General features: G+C 64.1%; 15 protein-coding genes and 2 pseudogenes. 7 read left to right on the forward strand and 10 right to left on the reverse strand.

Annotation, left to right across the window (positions count from 1 at the left end; genetic code table 11):
- Nucleotide 1: 1 nt before the first annotated feature.
- Nucleotides 2-232 carry a tautomerase family protein gene (locus A5788_RS13265; RefSeq protein WP_064866006.1) on the forward strand — a complete coding sequence of 77 codons (231 nt, stop codon included), beginning with the start codon at nucleotides 2-4 and terminating at the stop codon, nucleotides 230-232.
- Complete coding sequence (locus A5788_RS13270) at nucleotides 229-1272, forward strand: LLM class flavin-dependent oxidoreductase (protein WP_064866008.1); 1044 nt, start codon at nucleotides 229-231, stop codon at nucleotides 1270-1272. Before A5788_RS13265 ends, A5788_RS13270 begins: the two co-directional genes overlap by 4 nt.
- Before the next feature lie 92 nt (nucleotides 1273-1364).
- Here A5788_RS13270 and A5788_RS24310 read toward each other — a convergent pair.
- Nucleotides 1365-2122, reverse strand: a pseudogene (locus tag A5788_RS24310) (acyl-CoA dehydrogenase family protein); the annotation flags it as partial.
- 263 nt (nucleotides 2123-2385) lie between these two features.
- On the opposite strand from A5788_RS24310, the pseudogene A5788_RS13280 reads away from it, so the two are divergent.
- Both A5788_RS13280 and A5788_RS13285 read left to right on the forward strand, forming a co-directional pair.
- Nucleotides 2386-3009: pseudogene (locus A5788_RS13280) on the forward strand (TetR/AcrR family transcriptional regulator C-terminal domain-containing protein); the annotation flags it as partial.
- 236 nt (nucleotides 3010-3245) lie between these two features.
- Entirely contained in the window at nucleotides 3246-4928 is a 1683-nt protein-coding gene (locus tag A5788_RS13285) for an acyl-CoA dehydrogenase family protein (protein ID WP_064866014.1), read from the forward strand.
- Here A5788_RS13285 and A5788_RS13290 read toward each other — a convergent pair.
- Together A5788_RS13290 and A5788_RS13295 are read right to left on the reverse strand one after the other, a co-directional pair.
- Nucleotides 4903-5814 carry a LysR family transcriptional regulator gene (locus A5788_RS13290; RefSeq protein WP_269449572.1) on the reverse strand — a complete coding sequence of 304 codons (912 nt, stop codon included), beginning with the start codon at nucleotides 5812-5814 and terminating at the stop codon, nucleotides 4903-4905. The genes A5788_RS13285 and A5788_RS13290 overlap by 26 nt on opposite strands.
- A gap of 200 nt (nucleotides 5815-6014) precedes the next feature.
- On the reverse strand, nucleotides 6015-7382 hold the full coding sequence (locus A5788_RS13295; RefSeq protein ID WP_064866017.1) for an FAD-binding oxidoreductase: 1368 nt from the start codon (nucleotides 7380-7382) through the stop codon (nucleotides 6015-6017).
- Between the two features lie 126 nt (nucleotides 7383-7508).
- Here A5788_RS13295 and A5788_RS13300 point away from each other — a divergent pair, with 126 nt between their 5' ends.
- Nucleotides 7509-8453 (forward strand): serine/threonine-protein kinase, encoded by a 945-nt coding sequence (locus tag A5788_RS13300; protein WP_049700459.1) that lies wholly within the window; start codon nucleotides 7509-7511, stop codon nucleotides 8451-8453.
- A 266-nt stretch (nucleotides 8454-8719) separates the two neighbouring features.
- On the forward strand, nucleotides 8720-10201 hold the full coding sequence (locus A5788_RS13305) for an amino acid permease (RefSeq protein WP_064866019.1): 1482 nt from the start codon (nucleotides 8720-8722) through the stop codon (nucleotides 10199-10201).
- A gap of 23 nt (nucleotides 10202-10224) precedes the next feature.
- Here the strand turns inward: A5788_RS13305 and A5788_RS13310 are convergent, their stop codons facing one another.
- Nucleotides 10225-11388, reverse strand: coding sequence for an amidohydrolase family protein (locus tag A5788_RS13310; RefSeq protein WP_082937971.1), 1164 nt, complete (start codon nucleotides 11386-11388; stop codon nucleotides 10225-10227).
- 142 nt (nucleotides 11389-11530) lie between these two features.
- Between A5788_RS13310 and A5788_RS13315 the strand changes: the two genes are divergently transcribed.
- Nucleotides 11531-12682, forward strand: coding sequence for an FAD-binding oxidoreductase (locus tag A5788_RS13315; RefSeq protein ID WP_064866022.1), 1152 nt, complete (start codon nucleotides 11531-11533; stop codon nucleotides 12680-12682).
- A gap of 16 nt (nucleotides 12683-12698) precedes the next feature.
- Here A5788_RS13315 and A5788_RS13320 read toward each other — a convergent pair whose 3' ends face one another.
- From A5788_RS13320 to A5788_RS23860, 6 genes are all read right to left on the reverse strand, one after another.
- Nucleotides 12699-13883, reverse strand: coding sequence for a hypothetical protein (locus A5788_RS13320; RefSeq protein ID WP_064866025.1), 1185 nt, complete (start codon nucleotides 13881-13883; stop codon nucleotides 12699-12701).
- 96 nt (nucleotides 13884-13979) lie between these two features.
- Entirely contained in the window at nucleotides 13980-14372 is a 393-nt protein-coding gene (locus A5788_RS13325; protein ID WP_049700454.1) for a heat shock protein transcriptional repressor HspR, read from the reverse strand.
- Between the two features lie 3 nt (nucleotides 14373-14375).
- Entirely contained in the window at nucleotides 14376-15581 is a 1206-nt protein-coding gene (gene dnaJ, locus A5788_RS13330) for a molecular chaperone DnaJ (RefSeq protein WP_064866027.1), read from the reverse strand.
- A 137-nt stretch (nucleotides 15582-15718) separates the two neighbouring features.
- Nucleotides 15719-16306, reverse strand: coding sequence for a nucleotide exchange factor GrpE (grpE, locus tag A5788_RS13335; RefSeq protein WP_049700452.1), 588 nt, complete (start codon nucleotides 16304-16306; stop codon nucleotides 15719-15721).
- Nucleotides 16303-18156, reverse strand: coding sequence for a molecular chaperone DnaK (gene dnaK, locus A5788_RS13340; protein WP_064866029.1), 1854 nt, complete (start codon nucleotides 18154-18156; stop codon nucleotides 16303-16305). Before dnaK ends, grpE begins: the two co-directional genes overlap by 4 nt.
- Before the next feature lie 921 nt (nucleotides 18157-19077).
- Nucleotides 19078-19221, reverse strand: a complete 144-nt coding sequence (locus tag A5788_RS23860) for a hypothetical protein (RefSeq protein ID WP_156525520.1) — start codon at nucleotides 19219-19221, stop codon at nucleotides 19078-19080.
- Nucleotides 19222-19310: the final 89 nt, after the last annotated feature.

Consider the following 19310-nt stretch of genomic DNA (forward strand, 5'->3'; position numbering starts at 1 on the left):
CATGCCGTTAATCGAGATCAGTATTGCGGAGGGGCGAACACCCGACCAGCTCCGGAGGTTAATGCACGAGGTACATGACGCGGCCATCCGCACCGTGGACGCTCTTCCGCAGAACATCCACGTGATCGTGCGGCAGGTGCCGCGGGACACGTGGACATCAAACGACACGACCATCGCCGAGCGCGACGACGCATCTGCCGCGTCAGCACGCCGAGAGAGGAGAACACGATGAGGTTTTCACTGTTTGTACACATGGAGCGCTGGGACGACAGCGTCAGCCACCGAGAGCTGTTCCAGAATCTCGCCGAGCTCACCCAGATCGCGGAGGCCGGTGGATTCAGCACCGTCTGGATCGGCGAACACCACACGATGGAATACGTGATCGCACCGAGTCCGATGCCGCTGCTGGCCTACCTTGCCGGACAGACATCGACGATCCGTCTGGGCGCCGGAACCATCATCGCACCGTTCTGGAACCCCATCCGCGTCGCCGGGGAGACCGCGCTGCTCGACGTCATCAGCAACGGCCGGATGGAGGTCGGCCTCGCCCGCGGCGCTTACCAGTACGAATTCGACCGGATGACACCGGGTTTGGCTGCTTCCGATGGCGGAAAACACCTGCGTGAGCTGGTCCCTGCAGTCCGCAAGTTGTGGCAGGGAGATTACGCCCACGACGGGGAGATCTGGCAGTTCCCGAAGTCGACGAGCGTGCCCAAGCCGGTCCAGCAACCGACGCCACCAATGTGGGTGGCCGCCCGCGACCCCGACTCGCACGACTTCGCCGTCCGCGAGGGCTGCAACGTGATGGTGACGCCGCTGATGAAGGGTGATGACGAGGTCATTGACCTCAAGCGCAAGTTCGACACCGCCGTCGCCAACCATCCCGAGGTGCCACGCCCCGACCTGATGGTGTTGCGCCACACCCATGTCCATTCTCCCGACGACCCCGACGGGTGGCGGCCCGCCGCCCAGGGTGTGTCCAAGTATTACCGCACGTTCGATGCCTGGTTCGGTAACAAGACCACGCCGGTCGACGGATTCCTCAAGCCGAGTCCGACGTCGAAATTCGCCGAACGTCCCGAGTTCGAGCTGGAGTCTCTGCATCGCACAGCCATGATCGGTACCCCCGACGAGGTCATCAACCGTCTGCACGAGTACAAGGACCTCGGCGTCGACGAATACAGCTTTTGGATCGACAACGGACTCTCCCACGACGAGAAGCGGACCTCGCTGGAGATGTTCGTCAAGGAGGTCATGCCGGAATTCCAGTAGACCGAACAATGTGCAGGCCGACCGCTCGGCTGTGCACTGCCACGTGAGCCACCCCGCATTCGAGGGTCGCAGTCCCGGGTGATCTCCGAACGGTACTCGAGAGTTATTCCATTGGCACCCAAAACGGTTCGGAACTCTCGGGCGACCTTGCTCGCCTCGCGGGTGTTGTTGAGTTTCGCCGGTTCTGACCTTCTCTCCAGTGACTCGCCGCGGTCTTTCAGGCGGCCGAGATGGAAAGCAAGCAGGTGTCCCTTGCCGATCTCCAGCGCCATGTCGGCGACCTTTGGATTGGGTGATCTGGTGTGCGGCGAGCGGCTTGTCGAAGACCTCGCGTGACTGCGGATAGTCGATGGCGGTCTCAAGGCAGTCGCGCGCCGCGCTGATGAACCGAAGGCTTCGGAAGCAGCGCAGATTGGGTAACGAGCGTTGTCGAGCACGACTTCGGAGGTCAGCGATGCGCGTAGCGAGACCTTCCTGTGGATATTCGGTGTGGTGAATCCGGGTGTATCTGTGGGAACCACGAAATGCGGATGCCCGCCGGTCCGACTGCGAGGTCGGTCTGGGGCTACACGATGGCGACGTCAGAGATCCTGCCATTGATGATCCACATCTTGGTGCTGTTGACCCACCGAGTCACCGCCGTCGCATTTAGCGTTGGTGCGCATGCCGGCCGGATTCGAGCCGAAGTCTGGTTCAGCCAGACTGAAGCAGCCGATCGATTCGCGCGAGGCCGTCCGAGGTAACCACTTCGTTCTTCTGTTCCTCGGGACCCCATCGCAAGCGATCCCTGCACCGACACCAGGCTGCGATTCCCGGAATCGCCTGCCTCGAGTTCGGGACAGGCGAGCCCGCAGGGCCATTGCGCTCGTGTATGGGCACTCCGGGGTGACGAGCCGGGACGATGTGTTGAGACGGGGCATGTTGCCTCCTTGATTTGGGCATTTGCCAGCACACACTGACAAGTAGCAGTGCAATTCGGACATCCTCAAACGGATGTCACATCATTCGACCGCCTCGACGTTCTCGACGCCGGGGCCGCTCCATTGACCTCGGCGTCGGGTGCGCTTATTGTGTGGCATACAAACTTGTCGGTCATACAAACAGCGAGGTGGCGTGGCTTCTTCTACATCGCAGCGCGCGACGCGTAGCGCGGGGAAGCAGACTCGCCAGACACTGCTGCACGCCGCCGACCACGTGTTCCGCACGGAGGGTGAGACCGCGTCGGTCGCGCAGATCTGCGAACGGGCGGGCACTTTTCCCAACCAGGTCACGTACTACTTCGGCTCGAAGGAGCAACTATTCGTCGAGGTAGCCTGCGCCGCGGTTCTCCGCGCAGGACGCCATGCCGAGGAAGCGGCCGAGGCCACTCCGACTGTCCGCGACTACGCGCAAACTCTGGTGACCACATTGCTGGGACCAGAGCTCCGGGGCGTCGAGATGTTCACCACGGCAATGCTTCTCGTCTCGCGAAGGCCTGACCTGCGCGAGTTCATCACCGCGACGTTGCACACTCTGCACGAGCGTGGGGAGGAAGCGCTCATGCAGAAGCTGGTGCGCACCGGCTGGCAGTTGCGCGCCTCTATCGGCGTCGAGGCCAAGGCGTTCTGGTCGGCGATTTTCGGTCTGGCAGTGCAGAAGTCGGCGACGGACGACAGCTTGGGGCCTTCGCTCACCGACGCGGTCACGGTGATCTTCACGAACCTCGGCATCTCCGAAGAGGTTCTCAACGCGCCGCTGGGTGGTCTCGACAAGCTCGACCAGCGGAAAGGGAAGCTCGACCAGCGTGGGGAGCTCGACCAGGCTGGGCCGGGTGGTCTCGACCAGCGTGGGGAACTCGACCAGCGGGCAGGGCTCGACCAGCCCCCGCCGGGTGGTCTCGACAGGCTCGACCAGCGGAGAAGGCAGCCCGACCAGCGGGGGCAGCGGGGAGAGCCCGACCAACCCGCGCGCGGCGATCGACGAAAGGCATCACGATGACTTCCACCACCCCGACCACGCAGCCGCGGCCGCACGTGACGCACACGGTGTTCAACCAGTCGGCCCCGCGTGTCGACATCAATGAGTACGAGCTCAACACCGTGCTCGTCGAGGCCGTCAACCGGCACGACGCCGCTTGGGCCACAGGCGAACTCACCGAGGTGGGCACACTCGTCGGCAGCGCGCAGTTCCAGCACGACGCCAAGCTGGCAAACACCATCACGCCCGAACTGCACACCTTTGACCGCTGGGGCAACCGGATCGACGAGGTGGAGTACCACCCGAGTTATCACCGCATCATCGCCGCAGCGGTCGAGCACGGCGCGCACACCCGCTGCTGGGCCGACCCGCAGCCGGGTTCGCACGTCGCCCGTGCGGCGATCTTCATGCTCTTCGGACAGATCGAGCCGGGACACGCATGCCCGGTGTCGATGACGCACGCGGTGATCCCGTCGCTGGAGCTGCAGCCAGACGTCGCGGCCCAGTGGGTGCCAAAGGCGCTGTCGCGCAGCTATTCTCCCGAGCTGTCCGCCGACAAGCCCTCGGCGATCTTCGGTATGTCGATGTTGGAGAAGCAGGGCGGTTCCGACGTCCGCGCCAACACCACCGTCGCCCGGCCGGTCGGCGCTGGCGGTCCGGGTGCGGAGTACCTACTGACCGGTCACAAGTGGTTCTGCTCGGCACCGATGTCCGACGCGTTTCTCGTCCTCGCCCAGGCGGAAGGTGCTGGCGGAGACGGACTCTCGTGCTTCCTGCTCCCCCGAATCCTGCCCGACGGCACCCGCAACTCGTTCCGCATCCAGCGGCTGAAGAACAAGCTCGGCAACAAGTCCAACGCGTCGAGCGAGATCGAACTCGACGGCACCGTCGCGTTGATGGTCGGCGAGCCTGGCCGCGGCGTACGCACAATCATCGAGATGGTCGCCCAGACACGACTCGACTGCGTGCTCGGCAGCGCCGCCGGTATGCGGCAATCGGTCGCCGAGGCCACCTGGCACGCCCGTCATCGCGCGGCATTCGGAGCAACGCTCGCCGACCAACCGGCCATGGCTGCGGTGCTCGCCGATCTGGCGATCGAGTCCGAAGCCGCAACCGTCACGGCGATGCGCCTCGCACGGGCACACGACGAGGACGCCGACGACACCGAGCGCGCCTTCCGCCGTCTCGGCACCGCCGTCGCCAAGTACTGGATCTGCAAGCGCGGTCCGCACCACGCCTACGAGGCACTGGAATGCCTTGGCGGAAACGGATATACCGAGGATTTCCCCTTGGCCATGCGCTACCGCGAGCAGCCGGTGATGGCCGTCTGGGAGGGCTCGGGCAACGTCATCGCACTCGACGTGCTGCGCGCGATGACACGCGAACCCGAATCGATCGCCGCATTCGATGCAGAGGTCAACCTCGCTCGCGGCGCGAGCACAATCCTCGACACTCACCTCGACAACGTCCGAGCGCAGCTCTCCGAGTTGGCAACGCTCGACGCGTCGTCGGCTCAGCGTCGAGCGCGGCGCGTCGTCGAATCCATGGCTCTGGCTCTCGAAGCCTCACTGCTGGTTCGGTTTTCGCCGACGCCCGTCTCGGATGCTTTCATCGAGGCTCGACTGGGCGACGATCGTGGAGCCGAGTACGGCACGCTCCCCGTCGGTGCAGATCTCACTGCGATTCTGCAACGGCACTGACGCCCACAGCGTCGAGGATGCGGTTACGCATGCGCGGTGCGGTGTTGGGCAGCCACATCGCCATGACGGGGGTCAGCGGTGGATTCTCGAACGAGATCACGCGGATCTGGTCGTCGTAGAGCCAGCCGGGCTGGTTGGTGACAAACGCGACCGCTTGCGGGTGTGCGATCACCGACGTGTGCGGCGGGGTGCCACGGAGGTTGGAGACGATGATCTCGGGTTCGAAGCCGGCGCGACGGCAGTACGACACGATCATGTTGGTGTAGTCGGGTTCGAGCTCGGGGATCACGATCTGACACGACGCGACATCCTTCATCGCGCAGGTCTCGTTCTGCGCGAGCGGGTGGCGCGCATTGACGGCAAGACGCAGTTCGTGACTTGTCGCGATCGCGCCCGCGAGGTCTGGCGGAGCCTCGACCGTGCGCGCGAGCGCGAGGTCGATGCTCCCGGCGAGCAACTCCTCGCGAATGAACTCCGCGGCAACCGGACGGACGGTGATCGGCATCGTCGAGTCCTGCTGCACGGCCCCCTCGATCACCTGGAAGACCTCCGACGGCGCCAGGCCCTGGGTGTATCCGATCACGTAGGGATCGGGATTCTGTGCGTCGACCATCCGCACTTCCGACGCAAGGTGCGAGCCGCCTGCGAGCAGTGGGACCGAACCCTCGTACAGCGCTGTCCCAGCAGCAGTCGGCGTGAGCGATCGACGCGACCGCGAGAACAACTGCACACCGAGCTGCCGCTCGAGATCCCTGATCGCCGACGACAGCGCCTGCTGCGAGATGAACAGACGCTCGGCAGCAACACGTAATGACGGCGCTTCGATTACTTCGACGAACATTCTGAGACGGCGAAGGTCCAGGTCACGATCAGATGAACTCGTCATAGCTCCCATTATCAACCTGAGATTGACAATTGTCCGGATATTCTCGATGGATGGTTGTGCAAAAGGTGATTACAGTGTCCTCAGCGGTACAAACTTGGAGTCAGCGCCTTCAACTTGAAGACGATAGCTGTGCTCGATCCCGGTCCGCATGTCGCAGCACAGAGGGGGCGTTGCGACATGCGGACCGGTGTTGTTTCACCCTAGAGAAGCACACCGGGGTTGAGTAGCCCCTCCGGATCCAGGGCAGCTTTGATCCTCGCTGTGAGTTCCATGACATCAGGTCCGAGCTGATCAGGCAGCCATCCCTTCTTCAATCGCCCGACGCCGTGCTCGCCGGTGATCGTCCCGCCGAGACCGATCGCAAGATCCATGACCTGGCCGAAGGCCGTCTGCGCACGCGCGCTCTCGTCGGCGTCCGCAGGATCGAACACGATCAACGGATGTGTGTTGCCGTCGCCCGCGTGCGCGATGACCGAGATCATCACCTTGTTCTGCGCGGCAATGGCCTCGACCCCGTCAATCAGCTCCGGCAGGGCGGGCAGCGGGACCCCGACGTCCTCGAGCAGCAACGATCCGAGCCGTTCGACGGCCGGAATCGCCGCGCGGCGCGCAGCGGTGAACGCCTCACCCTCGGCGGGGTCGGATGTCGCGAACACCTCGGTCGCTCCGCACCCGGAGAACGCCTTCTCGATCAGTTCCACCTCAGCGATGCCCGCTGGTCCCGGAGCGTCGGATTGGGCGACCAACAGGGCTCCGGCCTCCCGATCGAGACCCATCTTGAGCATGTCCTCGACGGCGTTGATCGACACAGAGTCCATGAATTCGAGCATGGCCGGTCGGATCTTGGCGGTGATCGCGAGTACCGCTTCACTCGCGTGGTGCACCGACGCGAACGTTCCGACCACCGTGCACGCCGACGCCTGCGGCGGCAGCAGCCGCAGCGTCACCTCGGTGACAATGCCCAGCAGACCCTCACTGCCGACGAACAGCTTCGTCAGCGGCAGCCCCGCCGAATCCTTGAGCTGTTTGCCGCCGATCCTGATCGCGCGGCCGTCGGCGAGGACTACCTCGAGTCCGAGCACATAGTCAGTGGTGACGCCGTACTTCACGCAGCAGAGTCCACCCGCGTTGGTGGCGACATTTCCTCCGATGGAACAGATCTCGAACGACGACGGATCGGGCGGATACCAGAGGCCGTGTGCCGCGGCGGCGGCTTTGACCTCGGCGTTCAACAAGCCCGGCTGCGACACCGCCGTGCGGGTCGCGGTATCGATCGTCAGATTCCGCATCTTCTCGGTCGAGAGCATCACTGCACCGTCGACCGCCGTGGCCCCGCCGGACAGGCTCGTTCCGGCGCCGCGGGTGATCACCGGAATCCCGTGGGCGGCACACCATCGCACGACGACCTGGACGTCGGCCGTCGTCACGGGGCGGATGAGTGCCATCGGCGTGCCGGCGTCGGGATCGTTGGCACGATCGTGGCGGTAGCCGGCAAGGATGTCGGGGTCGGTGACGACCATCTGATCGCCGAGCGAGGCGATCAGTTCGTCGAGTGGCGCACTGCTCATAATCCCCAAGCCTAGGCTTCGTGACCATCATCGATGAGCGTGTTGGACGGACCGCTCATTCGGTGCAAACGATGCCCATCGGACCGCAGCTCCACCCGATGGTCACCGCGCGGATACCCTGACGAGGTGTACCAGCCGGGAAGCGACGTGGCCGGCTACACCATCGATGCGCTGGTGGGTAGCGGCAGTAGTGCTGATGTTTACCGCGTTCACCGTGGCGACGAGCGCACCCCTGAGGCGCTCAAGGTGCTGCATTCCGATGAAACCGGCAATACCCGCGCTGCCGAACGTTTCGAGCGTGAGTTCACCATCGCATCCCGACTCCACCACCCGAACATCGTCGAGATGTACACGCGCGGGAAGATCCAACCCGACGCACAGACGAACCGCCGAGCACAGGCTCTCGGCGTCCCCGCAGACCGTGTTCCGCCGACGCTGTGGATCGCCATGCAATACGTCGACGGCCCCGCCGCGGTCGCCCTGATCCCCTCGCCGACAACCGAACCGGCAGTACCGACCATTGTCCATGTGGCCAAACAGATCGCGGCGGCAATCGATTTCGCGCACTCCCGCGACGTCTTGCATCGCGACGTCAAGCCCGCCAACATCCTGCTGACCTCATCGCGCCCCGACACCGACGCGTTGCTCTCCGACTTCGGCATCGCGCAGCTCGTCGACGACAATCGGCCACTCGCGCGCAACGGCCGAGTCCAGGGATCGATCGCCTACGCGTCTCCGGAACTCCTTCAGGCCAAGCAACTCTCACCGGCAACCGACGAATACGCCTTCGCCTGCACGCTCACCGAACTCCTCACCGGCGCTCCGCCTTACCCACGTGCGACGGCGTTCGGCATCACCAACGCACATCTGCGCGACGACCCGCCGTTGCTGACCCGACGTCGACCATGGCTTCCATCGGCGCTCAATTCGGTATTCGCCAAGGCCCTCGCCAAGAAGCCGGCCGATCGCTACTCGACGTGCAGCGAGTTTGCCGACATCGTCGCCCGCAACCTCCGCGACGTCCCGGTCCCTCAGCCCGCCGCGGGGCGCCGGCCGTGGCGTCGCCCCTGAGAGCGGCGCCCGAGCGACATTCTGAGACGCCCGACCCGCTTTCGATCTGTGACACACGACACAGTTCTTCGATTGTTAAATCGGACATCGAATCGGCATTCGGCCCGCGTCTCAACACAATTGGGCCGGCGCGCCGTCAAATCGACGGCCATTGGGTGTCGAGATCGTTAACATTCTGCGTCATCTCGACGTAGCGAAGAGCCGATAGCGTCAGGGGCCGTCCACGTTGTCCACACGGTCTATCGTCCACAAGCGCACGGGGAGCCATGACAGCCGAACCAACGACGCAGTACGACAATTCAGCACTCGCCCACGAGGACGAGGGCTATCAGAAGGCACTCAAACCGCGGCAGATCCAGATGATCGCCATCGGTGGCGCGATCGGAACCGGCCTGTTCATGGGTGCGGGCTCCCGCCTCCACGACGCAGGCCCCGGCCTGTTCATCACCTACGCCGTGTGCGGCGTCTTCGTCTTCTTCATCCTCCGCGCACTCGGCGAACTCGTCCTCCACCGACCCTCATCGGGATCGTTCGTCTCCTACGCGCGCGAATTCTTCGGTGAGAAAACAGCATTCGTCACCGGCTGGCTCTACTTCTTCAACTGGGCCGCCACCGCGATCGTCGACGTCACGGCCGTGGCACTCTACGTGCACTACTGGGGAATGTTCGGGGCGATCCCGCAATGGCTGATCGCGCTCATCGCCCTCTGCATCGTGCTGACCATGAACATCATCTCGGTCAAACTCTTCGGTGAGATGGAATTCTGGGCGTCGATCATCAAGGTCACCGCACTCGTGACGTTCCTCGTCGTCGGAATCGTCTTCCTCGCAGGACGTTTCGACATCGAGGGCGCCTCGACCGGGTTCAGCGTCATCTCCGACAACGGCGGAATGTTCCCCACGGGATTGTTCTCGTTGGTGATCGTGACGTCGGGCGTCATCTTTGCCTATGCCGCAGTCGAATTGGTCGGCACCGCTGCGGGTGAGACCGCCGAGCCGGCGAAAGTGATGCCGCGAGCGATCAACTCGGTGATCCTGCGTATCGCCGTGTTCTACGTGGGGTCCCTGATCGTTCTCGCCCTGCTACTTCCCTACACCACCTACAAGGCCGACGAGAGTCCGTTCGTCACCTTCTTCTCGAAGATCGGCGTACCGGCGGCGGGCGGGATCATGAACCTCGTCGTGCTCACTGCGGCGATGTCGAGTCTCAACGCAGGCCTGTACTCGACGGGCCGCACCCTGCGCTCCATGGCGCTCAACGGAACTGCACCGTCATTCACCGGCAAGATGAACAGGAACGGCGTTCCGTTCGGTGGCATCGCGCTGACAGGAGCGCTGACCTTCCTCGGTGTCATCCTCAACCTGTTCGTTCCCGAAGACGCCTTCAACATCGCGCTCGACCTCTCCGCACTCGGAATCATCTCCACGTGGGCGATGATCGTCGCCTGTCAGATCCAGCTGTACCGGTGGGAGAAGAAGGGCATACTCACACGGCCTTCATTCCGACTCCCGGGCACGCCGTACACCAGCTACGCCACCCTGATCTTCCTCGCGGCGGTGGTCGTCCTGATGTGTTACGACGACATCTGGAATCTCATCGCGATCATCGTCGGAGCGCCACTGCTGGTCGCGGGCTGGTATGCCTGCCGGTCGAAGGTGCTGGCACTCGCGGCGCAGCGCCAGGGCTACACCGGCGAATACCCCGTCATGCCCGAGCCTCCGGTTCCGGAAGGCCCCGAGGACAAATAGCAGTTCTTTTCGTACGACGCCCCTCACGCCTGGCCGTGGGGGGCGTCGTCGACGTTGTACACACGTAGAGCGTTGTCGCGGAGGACCTTTCGCAAGAGATCGTCTCCCCACGGACTGAGTACGTCGAGGAGTGCGCCGACGACCATCGACATGGTCGCATTGGGCCGGTCGAGGGGAAAGTTGGACCCGAAGAGAAGTCGTTCCGATCCGAAATGGCTCACCATGTGCCCGATGAGGGGACCGATCATCTCGGCGAGGGTCTTCCGGCTCCCGATGTTGCCATGGGGGTCGTGTCCGTAACCGAGAATCGGCATCGCCAATCCGGACAGCTTCATCACGATATTCGGTTGCGCGGCAAGGCTCACCACCCGCTCATGCCACAGGCGCATGATGTCTGCACGCGCCGCGGCAGTGTTGCCGGTCCGCACACCCATCGGTCCGAAAACACCCACCGGCGCTCCGATGTGGTCGACGACGACCGTGGCCTCGGGATACTCGCGCGCCAAACTGATCACGTCGTAGAGCTGATGTGAATAGACAAACGCCTCCAACACCAGGCCCCGACGCACCGCCTCACCGAAGCCGCGTAGTGCGGACGTCGACGCCAGCAGACCATCATCCGGCGTCGAATCACGGACGCGTGGATCGGGATGGCGTGCTGCAAGCACTCGGACTGCGCGCACGAGAGGCGTGATGTCGAGTTGTGCGTCGAGTTGCGTCGCAAAGTTGGGCGAACTCGGATCGCCGTGCACGATGATCGCTCCCAGCCGCGGGGCACCGTCGCGACCGAAGGGAAGCCCGATTGTGTAGCGGGTTTCCGATAGTTCCTCGGCCTCGACGTCGGAAATCATGTCGATGTCGCCCGCGTATGCCCGCCAGTGGGAATCGGCGACGATGACGGTGTCGATCGCGGCGCCTGCGACCGTGGGCACTCCCGCGATGTCTTTGACATAGTGTTCGGTCTCGTAGGGGCGCGCGATGACCGACGGCGTCAGAACGTATTCTCTGTCGGCCTGCGAGACCAGCAGGGTGAATGCGCGTTCGCCGAGCCACGGCGTGAGTCGTCGTACCCGCGCGAGGCCCTTTGCCCGCCAAGGAGTCTGACGCGGATTCCATTGCAACATATGCGCGTCGACGATTCCCGGAAGCACGTTTTCCAGGGAGACCACAAGTACAGGATCCCACATCCTGCATATTTTTGGATCAATTGGCTGTCTGGAAGGTGCGGATTCTTTCCACTGACACACCTTTCGCCGCCTCGGGCACCCCGCGCCGACGAGGGGGCAGAATAAGGAGGTTGTCGACGAGGCCACACGATCGGAGGTGAGCATGGGCGGGCACTCGCGCCACGCGCTGCACCACGTGCGTCAGGTCATCGGACGCGACCCCGACGCGTTCACGCGCGGCGTCTTCACGCGCCTTTTTGCTCTCGATCCCGACCTTCGCGACCTTTTTCCCGCGCAGATGTCGCATCTGCGTGAGGCGTTCTTCGGAGTGATCGACCACGCCCTCGAAGTGATTCCGGCCGACGACGGCCACACCGACCTCGTCGAACTGCTCGCACAGCTCGGGCGCGATCACCGCAAGTTCGGCGTGCTGCCTGCGCACTACCCCCTGATGTGCACCGCGCTCATCGGTGAGTTCCGCGCGCTGCTCGACGGCTACTGGGACGGCGACACCGAGGAGACAGTCACCCAGGCGATGATGTTGACCACCGGCGTGATGCGAGGTGCGGCCGAGATGGCGTCCGGGCCGCCGACCTGGACCGCGCAGGTGGTCGAGAAGTATCGGATCACCCGCGACCTCGCCGTCGTGCGGCTCGTCAGCGCCGATCCGCTGCGCTTTTCGGTCGGGCAGTACCTCGAGGTGGCAATTCCGCAATGGCCGCACGAGTGGCGGCATCTCTCGCCTGCGATTCCACCCAATGACGATGGCGAGATCGAATTCCACGTCCGCGCCGTTCCCGGTGGCGTCGTGAGTTCTGCGATCGTGTCGACGACGCGCGTCGGCGATGTCTGGAAGCTGGCGCAGCACCACGGAACACTGCACATCGAACGGGACCACGACGTCCTCATGGTCGCGGGCGGTACCGGACTCGCTCCGCTGCGCGCGCTGCTGATCGAGATGTCGAAGCGGGCCGACTCGCCGTCGACGCACATCTTCTACGGCATGCGCTACCCCGGCGAACTCTACGATCTGGCGGTGCTGGCGCGCATCGCGTCGACCAATCCCTGGCTGCGCGTTACTGCGGTGTCGCAGGAGACCGACGACCCGTGGTGGTTGAACTCGATCGCATCACCCGAGGAACTCGGCGTCGATCACCGGATCGGTGTGCTGCCAGATGTTGTTGCGGCAGAGACAGATTGGAGCGGCCATCAGGCGCTCGTCGTCGGCTCTCCGCAGATGGTGACGGCCACGCGTCGTCGACTCATCATCGCCGGCGTGCGGGCGAGCAGAATCCAATCCGATCCCGTGTTCTGACGGCGCCACAGCGACCTCAGTTCTCGCCTGTCCCCTGCCCTTGCTCGCCGCCGCCTTCGGACTGCCCGGGCACGGTGACAGTGACCGTGGAGGTCTCGGTGACCGTCGCGGTCTCTGTCTCGGTACCCGCCGGGGCTTCCACCGTCCTGGTGACCGTCGGCGGTCGGACCGTCGTCGTGCGGACCTCGCTCCTGGTCTCGGTCTGCGTTTCGGTGACGGCGTCGCCCTCGCGCGTGACGGTTGCCTGTTGCGGGGTGTCGGTGACCGTCACCGTGGACGGCGTGGTGTTCGGTGTGGCGCTCTCGTTGTCGTTGCTGGCGTGCAGTGCGGTCAGCCCGATTGCGCCGAGTAGCACGGCGACCCCGATCGCCGCGCCCAGCGCCCACCAGCGCAGCCCTGTCGCATCGCGAGGAGCGCGCGTGGGTGCTGCGGCGGCATACGCGACCTGTTCCGAGTCGCCTGCCGGCAACACCGTCGTCTTCGCCGGGGTGGCGGCAGCGCCCGCGGCAAGAGCGAGAGCAGGCATCTCGGCAATCGACACCGGGCGTGTGACCGCATATTCGAGCGCAGGCGCAACGCCGGGCAATTCCGCGCCCGACCCGGTGCAGACGACGGAGCTCAACCGGGAGCCGCCATCGGCGTCGAGGATCAGTCGGGCGACATCGTCGGCGCCCTGTGCATCGGTGACCGGAATCCCCTCGAGCGTCGAGTTGTCGCGGGTGTCGAGCAGCTGGCCGGTGGTGTTGTCGACGAGCGCCACGCACACGCCGTCGGCGGGCTCGCCTGTGCGTGCAAGGTTCACCACAGCCGTCACGCCTGCCCCGCCCGGAGACGAGCGCGCGACGGCGAGCATGGCGCCCGCGATGTCGTCGACGCTGGTGATCCGGTACCAGGGCGGCGTCGACGGTCCGGGCGTGAAGGCCTGCGCGAGATAGTTGCGGGTGCTCGGACGCGAGCAGGAAACGATGAGGTGATCGACCTCGAACGGGACCGACTCGACCAGTTCCGTGATGGCCGCGGCCGCCGATTCGGGGAGGTAATCGGGCAGATCGACGAGATTGCTGGCCGCGATCTCGTCTGCACCGCCGGCGCCGGAGCGAATGACGACCGACGCGATCTCGTCGCCGACAACAGACACGCCCAGGGACACCGGCCCTGTCGGCCCTGCGCCTGATGCCTGCGTCCCGGTCGGCTGTGTCACCGTTGACTCCCCACGTTGCTGTGAGAAGTCAGCCTAACGTGTGCTCCCCGGCGGCCAACCGGCCGTCGGGGAGCATGGGTAGAAAACAGCGTCTGATCAGTCTTTGCGCTTGGTGCGTCGTGGTTGCCAGACGACCAACGCGCTCGTGCGTGGGACCGGCACCAACTCGCCACCGCGGCGACCGGACTGCTCGACTTGGCTCTGCAGTTCACCGACTCGCTGTTGGAGCGCGTCGACCTGATTGGTGAGGTCGATGATGCGCTTGATGCCCGCGAGGTTGACGCCTTCCTCCTGCGAGAGACGTTGGATCTCTCTCAGGAGTTCGACGTCGCGCGGCGAGTAGCGGCGTCCGCCTCCCGTCGTGCGTTGCGGCGTGACGAGTCCGAGCCGGTCATACGTGCGCAGTGTCTGCGCATGCATCCCTGCCAGTTCGGCGGCGACCGAGATCATGAACGTCGCGCTCGAATCCTCGAAGTCTCGACTCGCCATGGCTCATCGCCCCCATCCTGCACGGGGGTCGAATCCGCTCGCCTTCTCTGCCTCGGCGTACTTCTTGAGTGCCTCGGTCGCGGAGTCGTCGAGTGTGCCCGGCACCTCGACCTTCACGGTGACCAACAGGTCGCCCGCGCCTCCGGAACGCTTCGGCACACCACGTCCACGGACACGCAAAGTGCGTCCGTCTGTGGTGTTCGGCGGGATCTTGACTCCCACCGACCCCTCGAGCGTCGGCACGGAAACCGTTGCACCGAGCACCAATTCGGAGAAGCTGACCGGCAGCTGAACCTTGAGGTCGTTGCCGCTGCGGGTGAAGATCTTGTCGGCGGTCACGTGGACGACCACATAAAGGTCGCCCGACGGTGCACCGCGTCGGCCCGCTTCGCCCTGGCCTGCCAACCGAATTCGTTGTCCGTCTTCGACGCCTGCCGGGATACGCACGTTGATGGTGCGCGCCCTGACCTTCACGCCGGAGCCGTCGCAGTCGCTACACGGATCGTCGATCCGCGATCCCGTGCCCTGGCAATCCTGGCACGGCTCACTGAAACCGAACGCGCCCTGATTGCGGCTCACCAGCCCGGATCCGTTGCAGGTCGGGCAGACTCGCGGACTAGTACCCGGCTTGGCGCCACTTCCGTGGCATGTCGTACAGGGGGCCGGGCTTGTTACGCGGAGCGGTACGGTCGTACCGACCGCAGCATCCTTGAACGACAGCGTCGTCTCGGTCTCGAGATCGTTGCCGCGACGCGGCCGCGTTGCCGTCGATGAGCGCGACGAACCTCCGCGGTTGAACAGATCGCCGAACAAGTCGCCGAAGCCGCCGCTCGATTCACCTCCGCCACCGAACAGGTCGCCGAGGTCGCCGATGTTGAAATCGGCACCGTTGCTCGTCGAATAACGAGTCCCGCCGCCGCCGGGGAACCCTCCCGGGAAACCGTTTCCGCCGCCGCGGAATTGACCGCCGGCGAACATGGCACGGGTCTCGTCGTACTCCTTACGCTTGTCGGCGTCGGAGAGCACGCTGTGGGCTTCAGACACCCGCTTGAATCGTTCTTCGGCTTCCTTGTCTCCCGGATTGGCATCGGGATGCAGCTCGCGAGCGAGCTTGCGGTAAGCCTTCTTGATCTCTTCAGCCGAAGCGTCAGAAGCAACGCCCAGGTCCTTGTAGAAGTCGTGTTCGAGCCATTCTCGTTGTGGAGCCACCAGACGTCACCTCCTTCGTAGTTGTGTGAAGTTGTCTGGTCTTGAGTTGTGAAAAAGTCGTGGGTTGTGGCGTCCTGTTGCGCCGACGGCGCGCCGCGTCATCTCACGCGACGCGCCGTCGGAGCATATGCAGGTGATTATTGTGCACCACTGTGACCGGTCGTACTCGGCTGTGCCGAGGGATCGGTCTGCGGGTCCGGGTCGGTCACGGTGACCATCGCCGTGCGGATCACCTTGTCGCCGAGCCGATAACCGCCGCGGTAGACCGCGCCGATGACGGGTTCCGTTCCGCTGCCGTCATTTTGGACGGCCTCGTGCAGTTCCGGATCAAACGGATCGCCCGGCGCACCGAACTTCGCCAATCCCTCTGCGTCGAGTGTGGCGATCAGCTTGTCGGCCACACCCTTGAGCGGTCCGCTCTCGAGATCGCCGTGCTCGCGGGCACGGTCGAGGTCGTCGAGAACCGGTAGCAGCTTGTCGATCAGGATCTGCTTGCCGTAGGCGACGCGTCCCTGCTTCTCTTCTTCGGTTCGCCGCTTGTAGTTGGCGAACTGTGCGCGTTCACGCTGCAGGGCGGCGGTCAGTTCGGCCACCTCGGCCGAGTTTCCGCCGGTCGCCTCTTCCGAACCCGACGCGGGGTCGGCGGTCGGTTCGACCGTCGACTCCACGTCGACTGCTGCGGTGTCTGCCGCAGTCGTGTCGAGCTCGGGCTCCGGTGAGGTCACTTGGTGTCCCCGGAGTTCGGCTCGTCGACAACCTCTGCGTCGACGACGTCGCTGTCGGCGTCTGCGGTGGCACCCTCGGCGGATGCGCCGTTCTGCGACTCAGCAGCAGATGCTGCATAGATCGCCTGGCCCATCTCCTGGGACTCCGCGGACAGCTTCTCGATCGCGCTCTTGATCGCCGAGATATCGGTGCCCTTCAGGGCATCGTTGGCCTCGGAGATCGCGGCGTTGACCTTGTCCTTGACCTCGCCGGGAACCTTGTCCTCGTTGTCCTTGAGGAACTTCTCGGTCTGGTTGACCAGCGACTCGGCCTGGTTGCGGGTCTCGGCCTCCTCGCGACGCTTGCGGTCCTCTTCTGCGTGGGCCTCTGCGTCCTTGATCATCCGGTCGATCTCGTCCTTGCTCAGGCCCGAGCCCTCCTGGATGCGGATGGAGTTCTCCTTGCCGGTGCCCTTGTCCTTCGCGGTGACGTGCACGATGCCGTTGGCGTCGATGTCGAAGGTCACCTCGATCTGCGGAACACCCTGCGGCGCAGGAGCAATACCGCCGAGCTCGAACGAGCCGAGCAGCTTGTTGTGCGAGGCGATCTCGCGCTCACCCTGATAGACCTGGATCTGCACCGACGGCTGGTTGTCTTCGGCCGTGGTGTAGGTCTCCGACCGCTTGGTCGGGATCGTGGTGTTGCGCTCGATCAGCTTGTGCATCACGCCGCCCTTGGTCTCGATGCCGAGCGACAGCGGGGTGACATCAAGCAGCAGAACGTCTTTCACCTCACCGCGGAGCACGCCGGCCTGCAGAGCAGCACCGACCGCGACGACCTCGTCGGGGTTGACGCCCTTGTTGGGCTCCTGGCCTCCGGTGAGTTCCTTCACCAGATCGGTGACGGCGGGCATACGAGTCGAACCACCAACGAGCACAACGTGATCGATGTCGCCGACGGAGATGCCTGCGTCCTTGATGACGGCCTGGAACGGAGCGCGGGTGCGCTCGAGCAGATCAGAGGTGATCTTCTGGAACTCGCTGCGGCTCAACTGCTCGTCGAGGAAGAGCGGGTTCTTGTCGGCGTCGACGGTGATGTAGGGCAGGTTGATCGAGGTGCTCTGCGAGGCAGACAGTTCGATCTTGGCCTTCTCGGCAGCCTCACGCAGACGCTGCATGGCCATCTTGTCCTTGGTCAGGTCGATGCCGGAGCTGCTCTTGAACTTCTCCACGAGCCAGTCGACGATGCGCTGATCCCAGTCGTCACCACCGAGGTTGTTGTCGCCGGAGGTCGCACGGACCTCGACGACGCCGTCGCCGATCTCGAGCAGCGAGACGTCGAAGGTACCGCCACCGAGGTCGAAGACCAGGATGGTCTGTTCCTTCTCGCCCTTGTCGAGTCCGTATGCCAGTGCGGCAGCGGTGGGCTCGTTGACGATACGCAGGACGTTGAGGCCCGCGATCTGGCCGGCCTCTTTGGTGGCCTGACGCTGCGAGTCGTTGAAGTATGCGGGCACGGTGATGACCGCGTCGCTGACGTCTTCACCCAGGTAGGACTCGGCGTCGCGCTTGAGCTTCATGAGCGTGCGCGCGCTGATCTCCTGCGGGGTGTACTTCTTGTCGTCGATCTCGACGTTCCAGTCGCCCTCGCCCATGTGGCGCTTGACGGACCGGATGGTGCGGTCGACGTTGGTGACGGCCTGGTTCTTGGCGGGCTGCCCGACGAGTACCTCACCGTTACGCGCGAATGCGACGACGGACGGAGTGGTCCGCGAGCCTTCGGCGTTGGCGATGACAGTCGGTTCGCCGCCCTCGAGCACGGACACCACGGAGTTGGTGGTGCCGAGGTCGATTCCAACAGCACGAGACATCTGTTATTTCCTCCTAGTTTGTGGGTGTGCACCCAAGTTCTCGGTCCCCTGGTCGAGCTGACGGCACGACCGAGGGGGTTGGTCGATGCAAACCTGCGTCTGGTCGGGGACCAGAGACTTCAGCGCGTCCGACTCAAGTCCTACTGGTTGAGCCTCACCGCGTCAAGTCTACTTGAGTCTGACCGACTCAGGTTTCTCGATAGGTCCAACTGTGCACAGATCCGGGTTGTTCCCGATTCGGAGAAAAAAGTTGAGCGCAGTTCGCGCAACTATGGGAAGGTCGATGTCTCGGCTCTCACGGGGCAGGTGCCGCGCGCGGTCAGTTTCTGGACTGGAGGCCGACTCTTCCGGACTGCAACGCCACATCAGTCAGAAAGTCTGGACTGGCAGCCACTTCACGAGCCGCCTCTGTGGGCTTGTCTGGCTCGACCAGCCGTCGTAGCGCGATCGGCGGCCAAGCGCGACGGCGTCACCCTCTTGTGTATTACTGTCTGTCACTGGAATACGTTCACTTGCGGACACTCTCGGGGTGTCCGTCAGCGAGGTGGCTGGCCAGCGGGCCTTCCGGACCAAGAACTGGGGAGGACCGATCGCAAAGCTGCGCGACAACGCTGACCTCTTAGAGGCGCTCGCGTGAAAGTGAAACCTTGCGGAGGGACGCCCACGTCTATCGGACAATCTAATCCGTCACACGGCGACGACTACTCAGCAATGTTAGAGATAACACCAACGCTGGAGTCACCCAACGATGAACCACAATGACTGGAGCATATTACGGTCAGGTTTGTTCGTCGGGTCCGTGGACTCGGAGAGTACAGACCGGCCCAAACCGCGTGAATCGGCCGACAACAAATGTCCACCATTGACCCGATGCGATGCAGGAGAATAGCCCGCTATGGGAGGTTGGCTGAGCCGGAACCGTCACTTGATGATGGGCGTCGTCGCAGGGGTTCCGGTTGTGATCACCATTGTCCTGGCGGCGGTGGTTGGGTGGAATACGACGTCGATCGCGGTTGGAGTGATCAGTGGCGTCCTGGCGCTGAGTATGGCACTGGTCGCAGGCATCGAACGTATGACGGCTCTTCGAAGTTAGCCGGGCACTGCTCAGCAGTGGAATTGCTGGTTGTTGGCCCGCTGGGCGCGGGTGCAGTGGA

Origin of the sequence: Gordonia sp. 852002-50816_SCH5313054-c, from assembly GCF_001665925.1 — a bacterium.
Classification (GTDB): Bacteria; Actinomycetota; Actinomycetes; order Mycobacteriales; family Mycobacteriaceae; genus Gordonia; species Gordonia jacobaea.

What these genes read in the sequence shown, in the direction of transcription:
- dnaK (WP_064866029.1), bottom strand. Translation starts at nt 18,156, where the DNA reads ATGTCTCGTGCTGTTGGAATCGACCTCGGCACCACCAACTCCGTGGTG.
- A5788_RS13305 (WP_064866019.1), top strand. Translation starts at nt 8,720, where the DNA reads ATGACAGCCGAACCAACGACGCAGTACGACAATTCAGCACTCGCCCAC.
- A5788_RS13270 (WP_064866008.1), top strand. Translation starts at nt 229, where the DNA reads ATGAGGTTTTCACTGTTTGTACACATGGAGCGCTGGGACGACAGCGTC.
- A5788_RS23860 (WP_156525520.1), bottom strand. Translation starts at nt 19,221, where the DNA reads ATGCCTGCGACCAGTGCCATACTCAGCGCCAGGACGCCACTGATCACT.
- A5788_RS13315 (WP_064866022.1), top strand. Translation starts at nt 11,531, where the DNA reads ATGGGCGGGCACTCGCGCCACGCGCTGCACCACGTGCGTCAGGTCATC.
- A5788_RS13325 (WP_049700454.1), bottom strand. Translation starts at nt 14,372, where the DNA reads ATGGCGAGTCGAGACTTCGAGGATTCGAGCGCGACGTTCATGATCTCG.
- A5788_RS13290 (WP_269449572.1), bottom strand. Translation starts at nt 5,814, where the DNA reads ATGACGAGTTCATCTGATCGTGACCTGGACCTTCGCCGTCTCAGAATG.
- A5788_RS13310 (WP_082937971.1), bottom strand. Translation starts at nt 11,388, where the DNA reads ATGTGGGATCCTGTACTTGTGGTCTCCCTGGAAAACGTGCTTCCGGGA.
- A5788_RS13295 (WP_064866017.1), bottom strand. Translation starts at nt 7,382, where the DNA reads ATGAGCAGTGCGCCACTCGACGAACTGATCGCCTCGCTCGGCGATCAG.
- A5788_RS13265 (WP_064866006.1), top strand. Translation starts at nt 2, where the DNA reads ATGCCGTTAATCGAGATCAGTATTGCGGAGGGGCGAACACCCGACCAG.
- A5788_RS13285 (WP_064866014.1), top strand. Translation starts at nt 3,246, where the DNA reads ATGACTTCCACCACCCCGACCACGCAGCCGCGGCCGCACGTGACGCAC.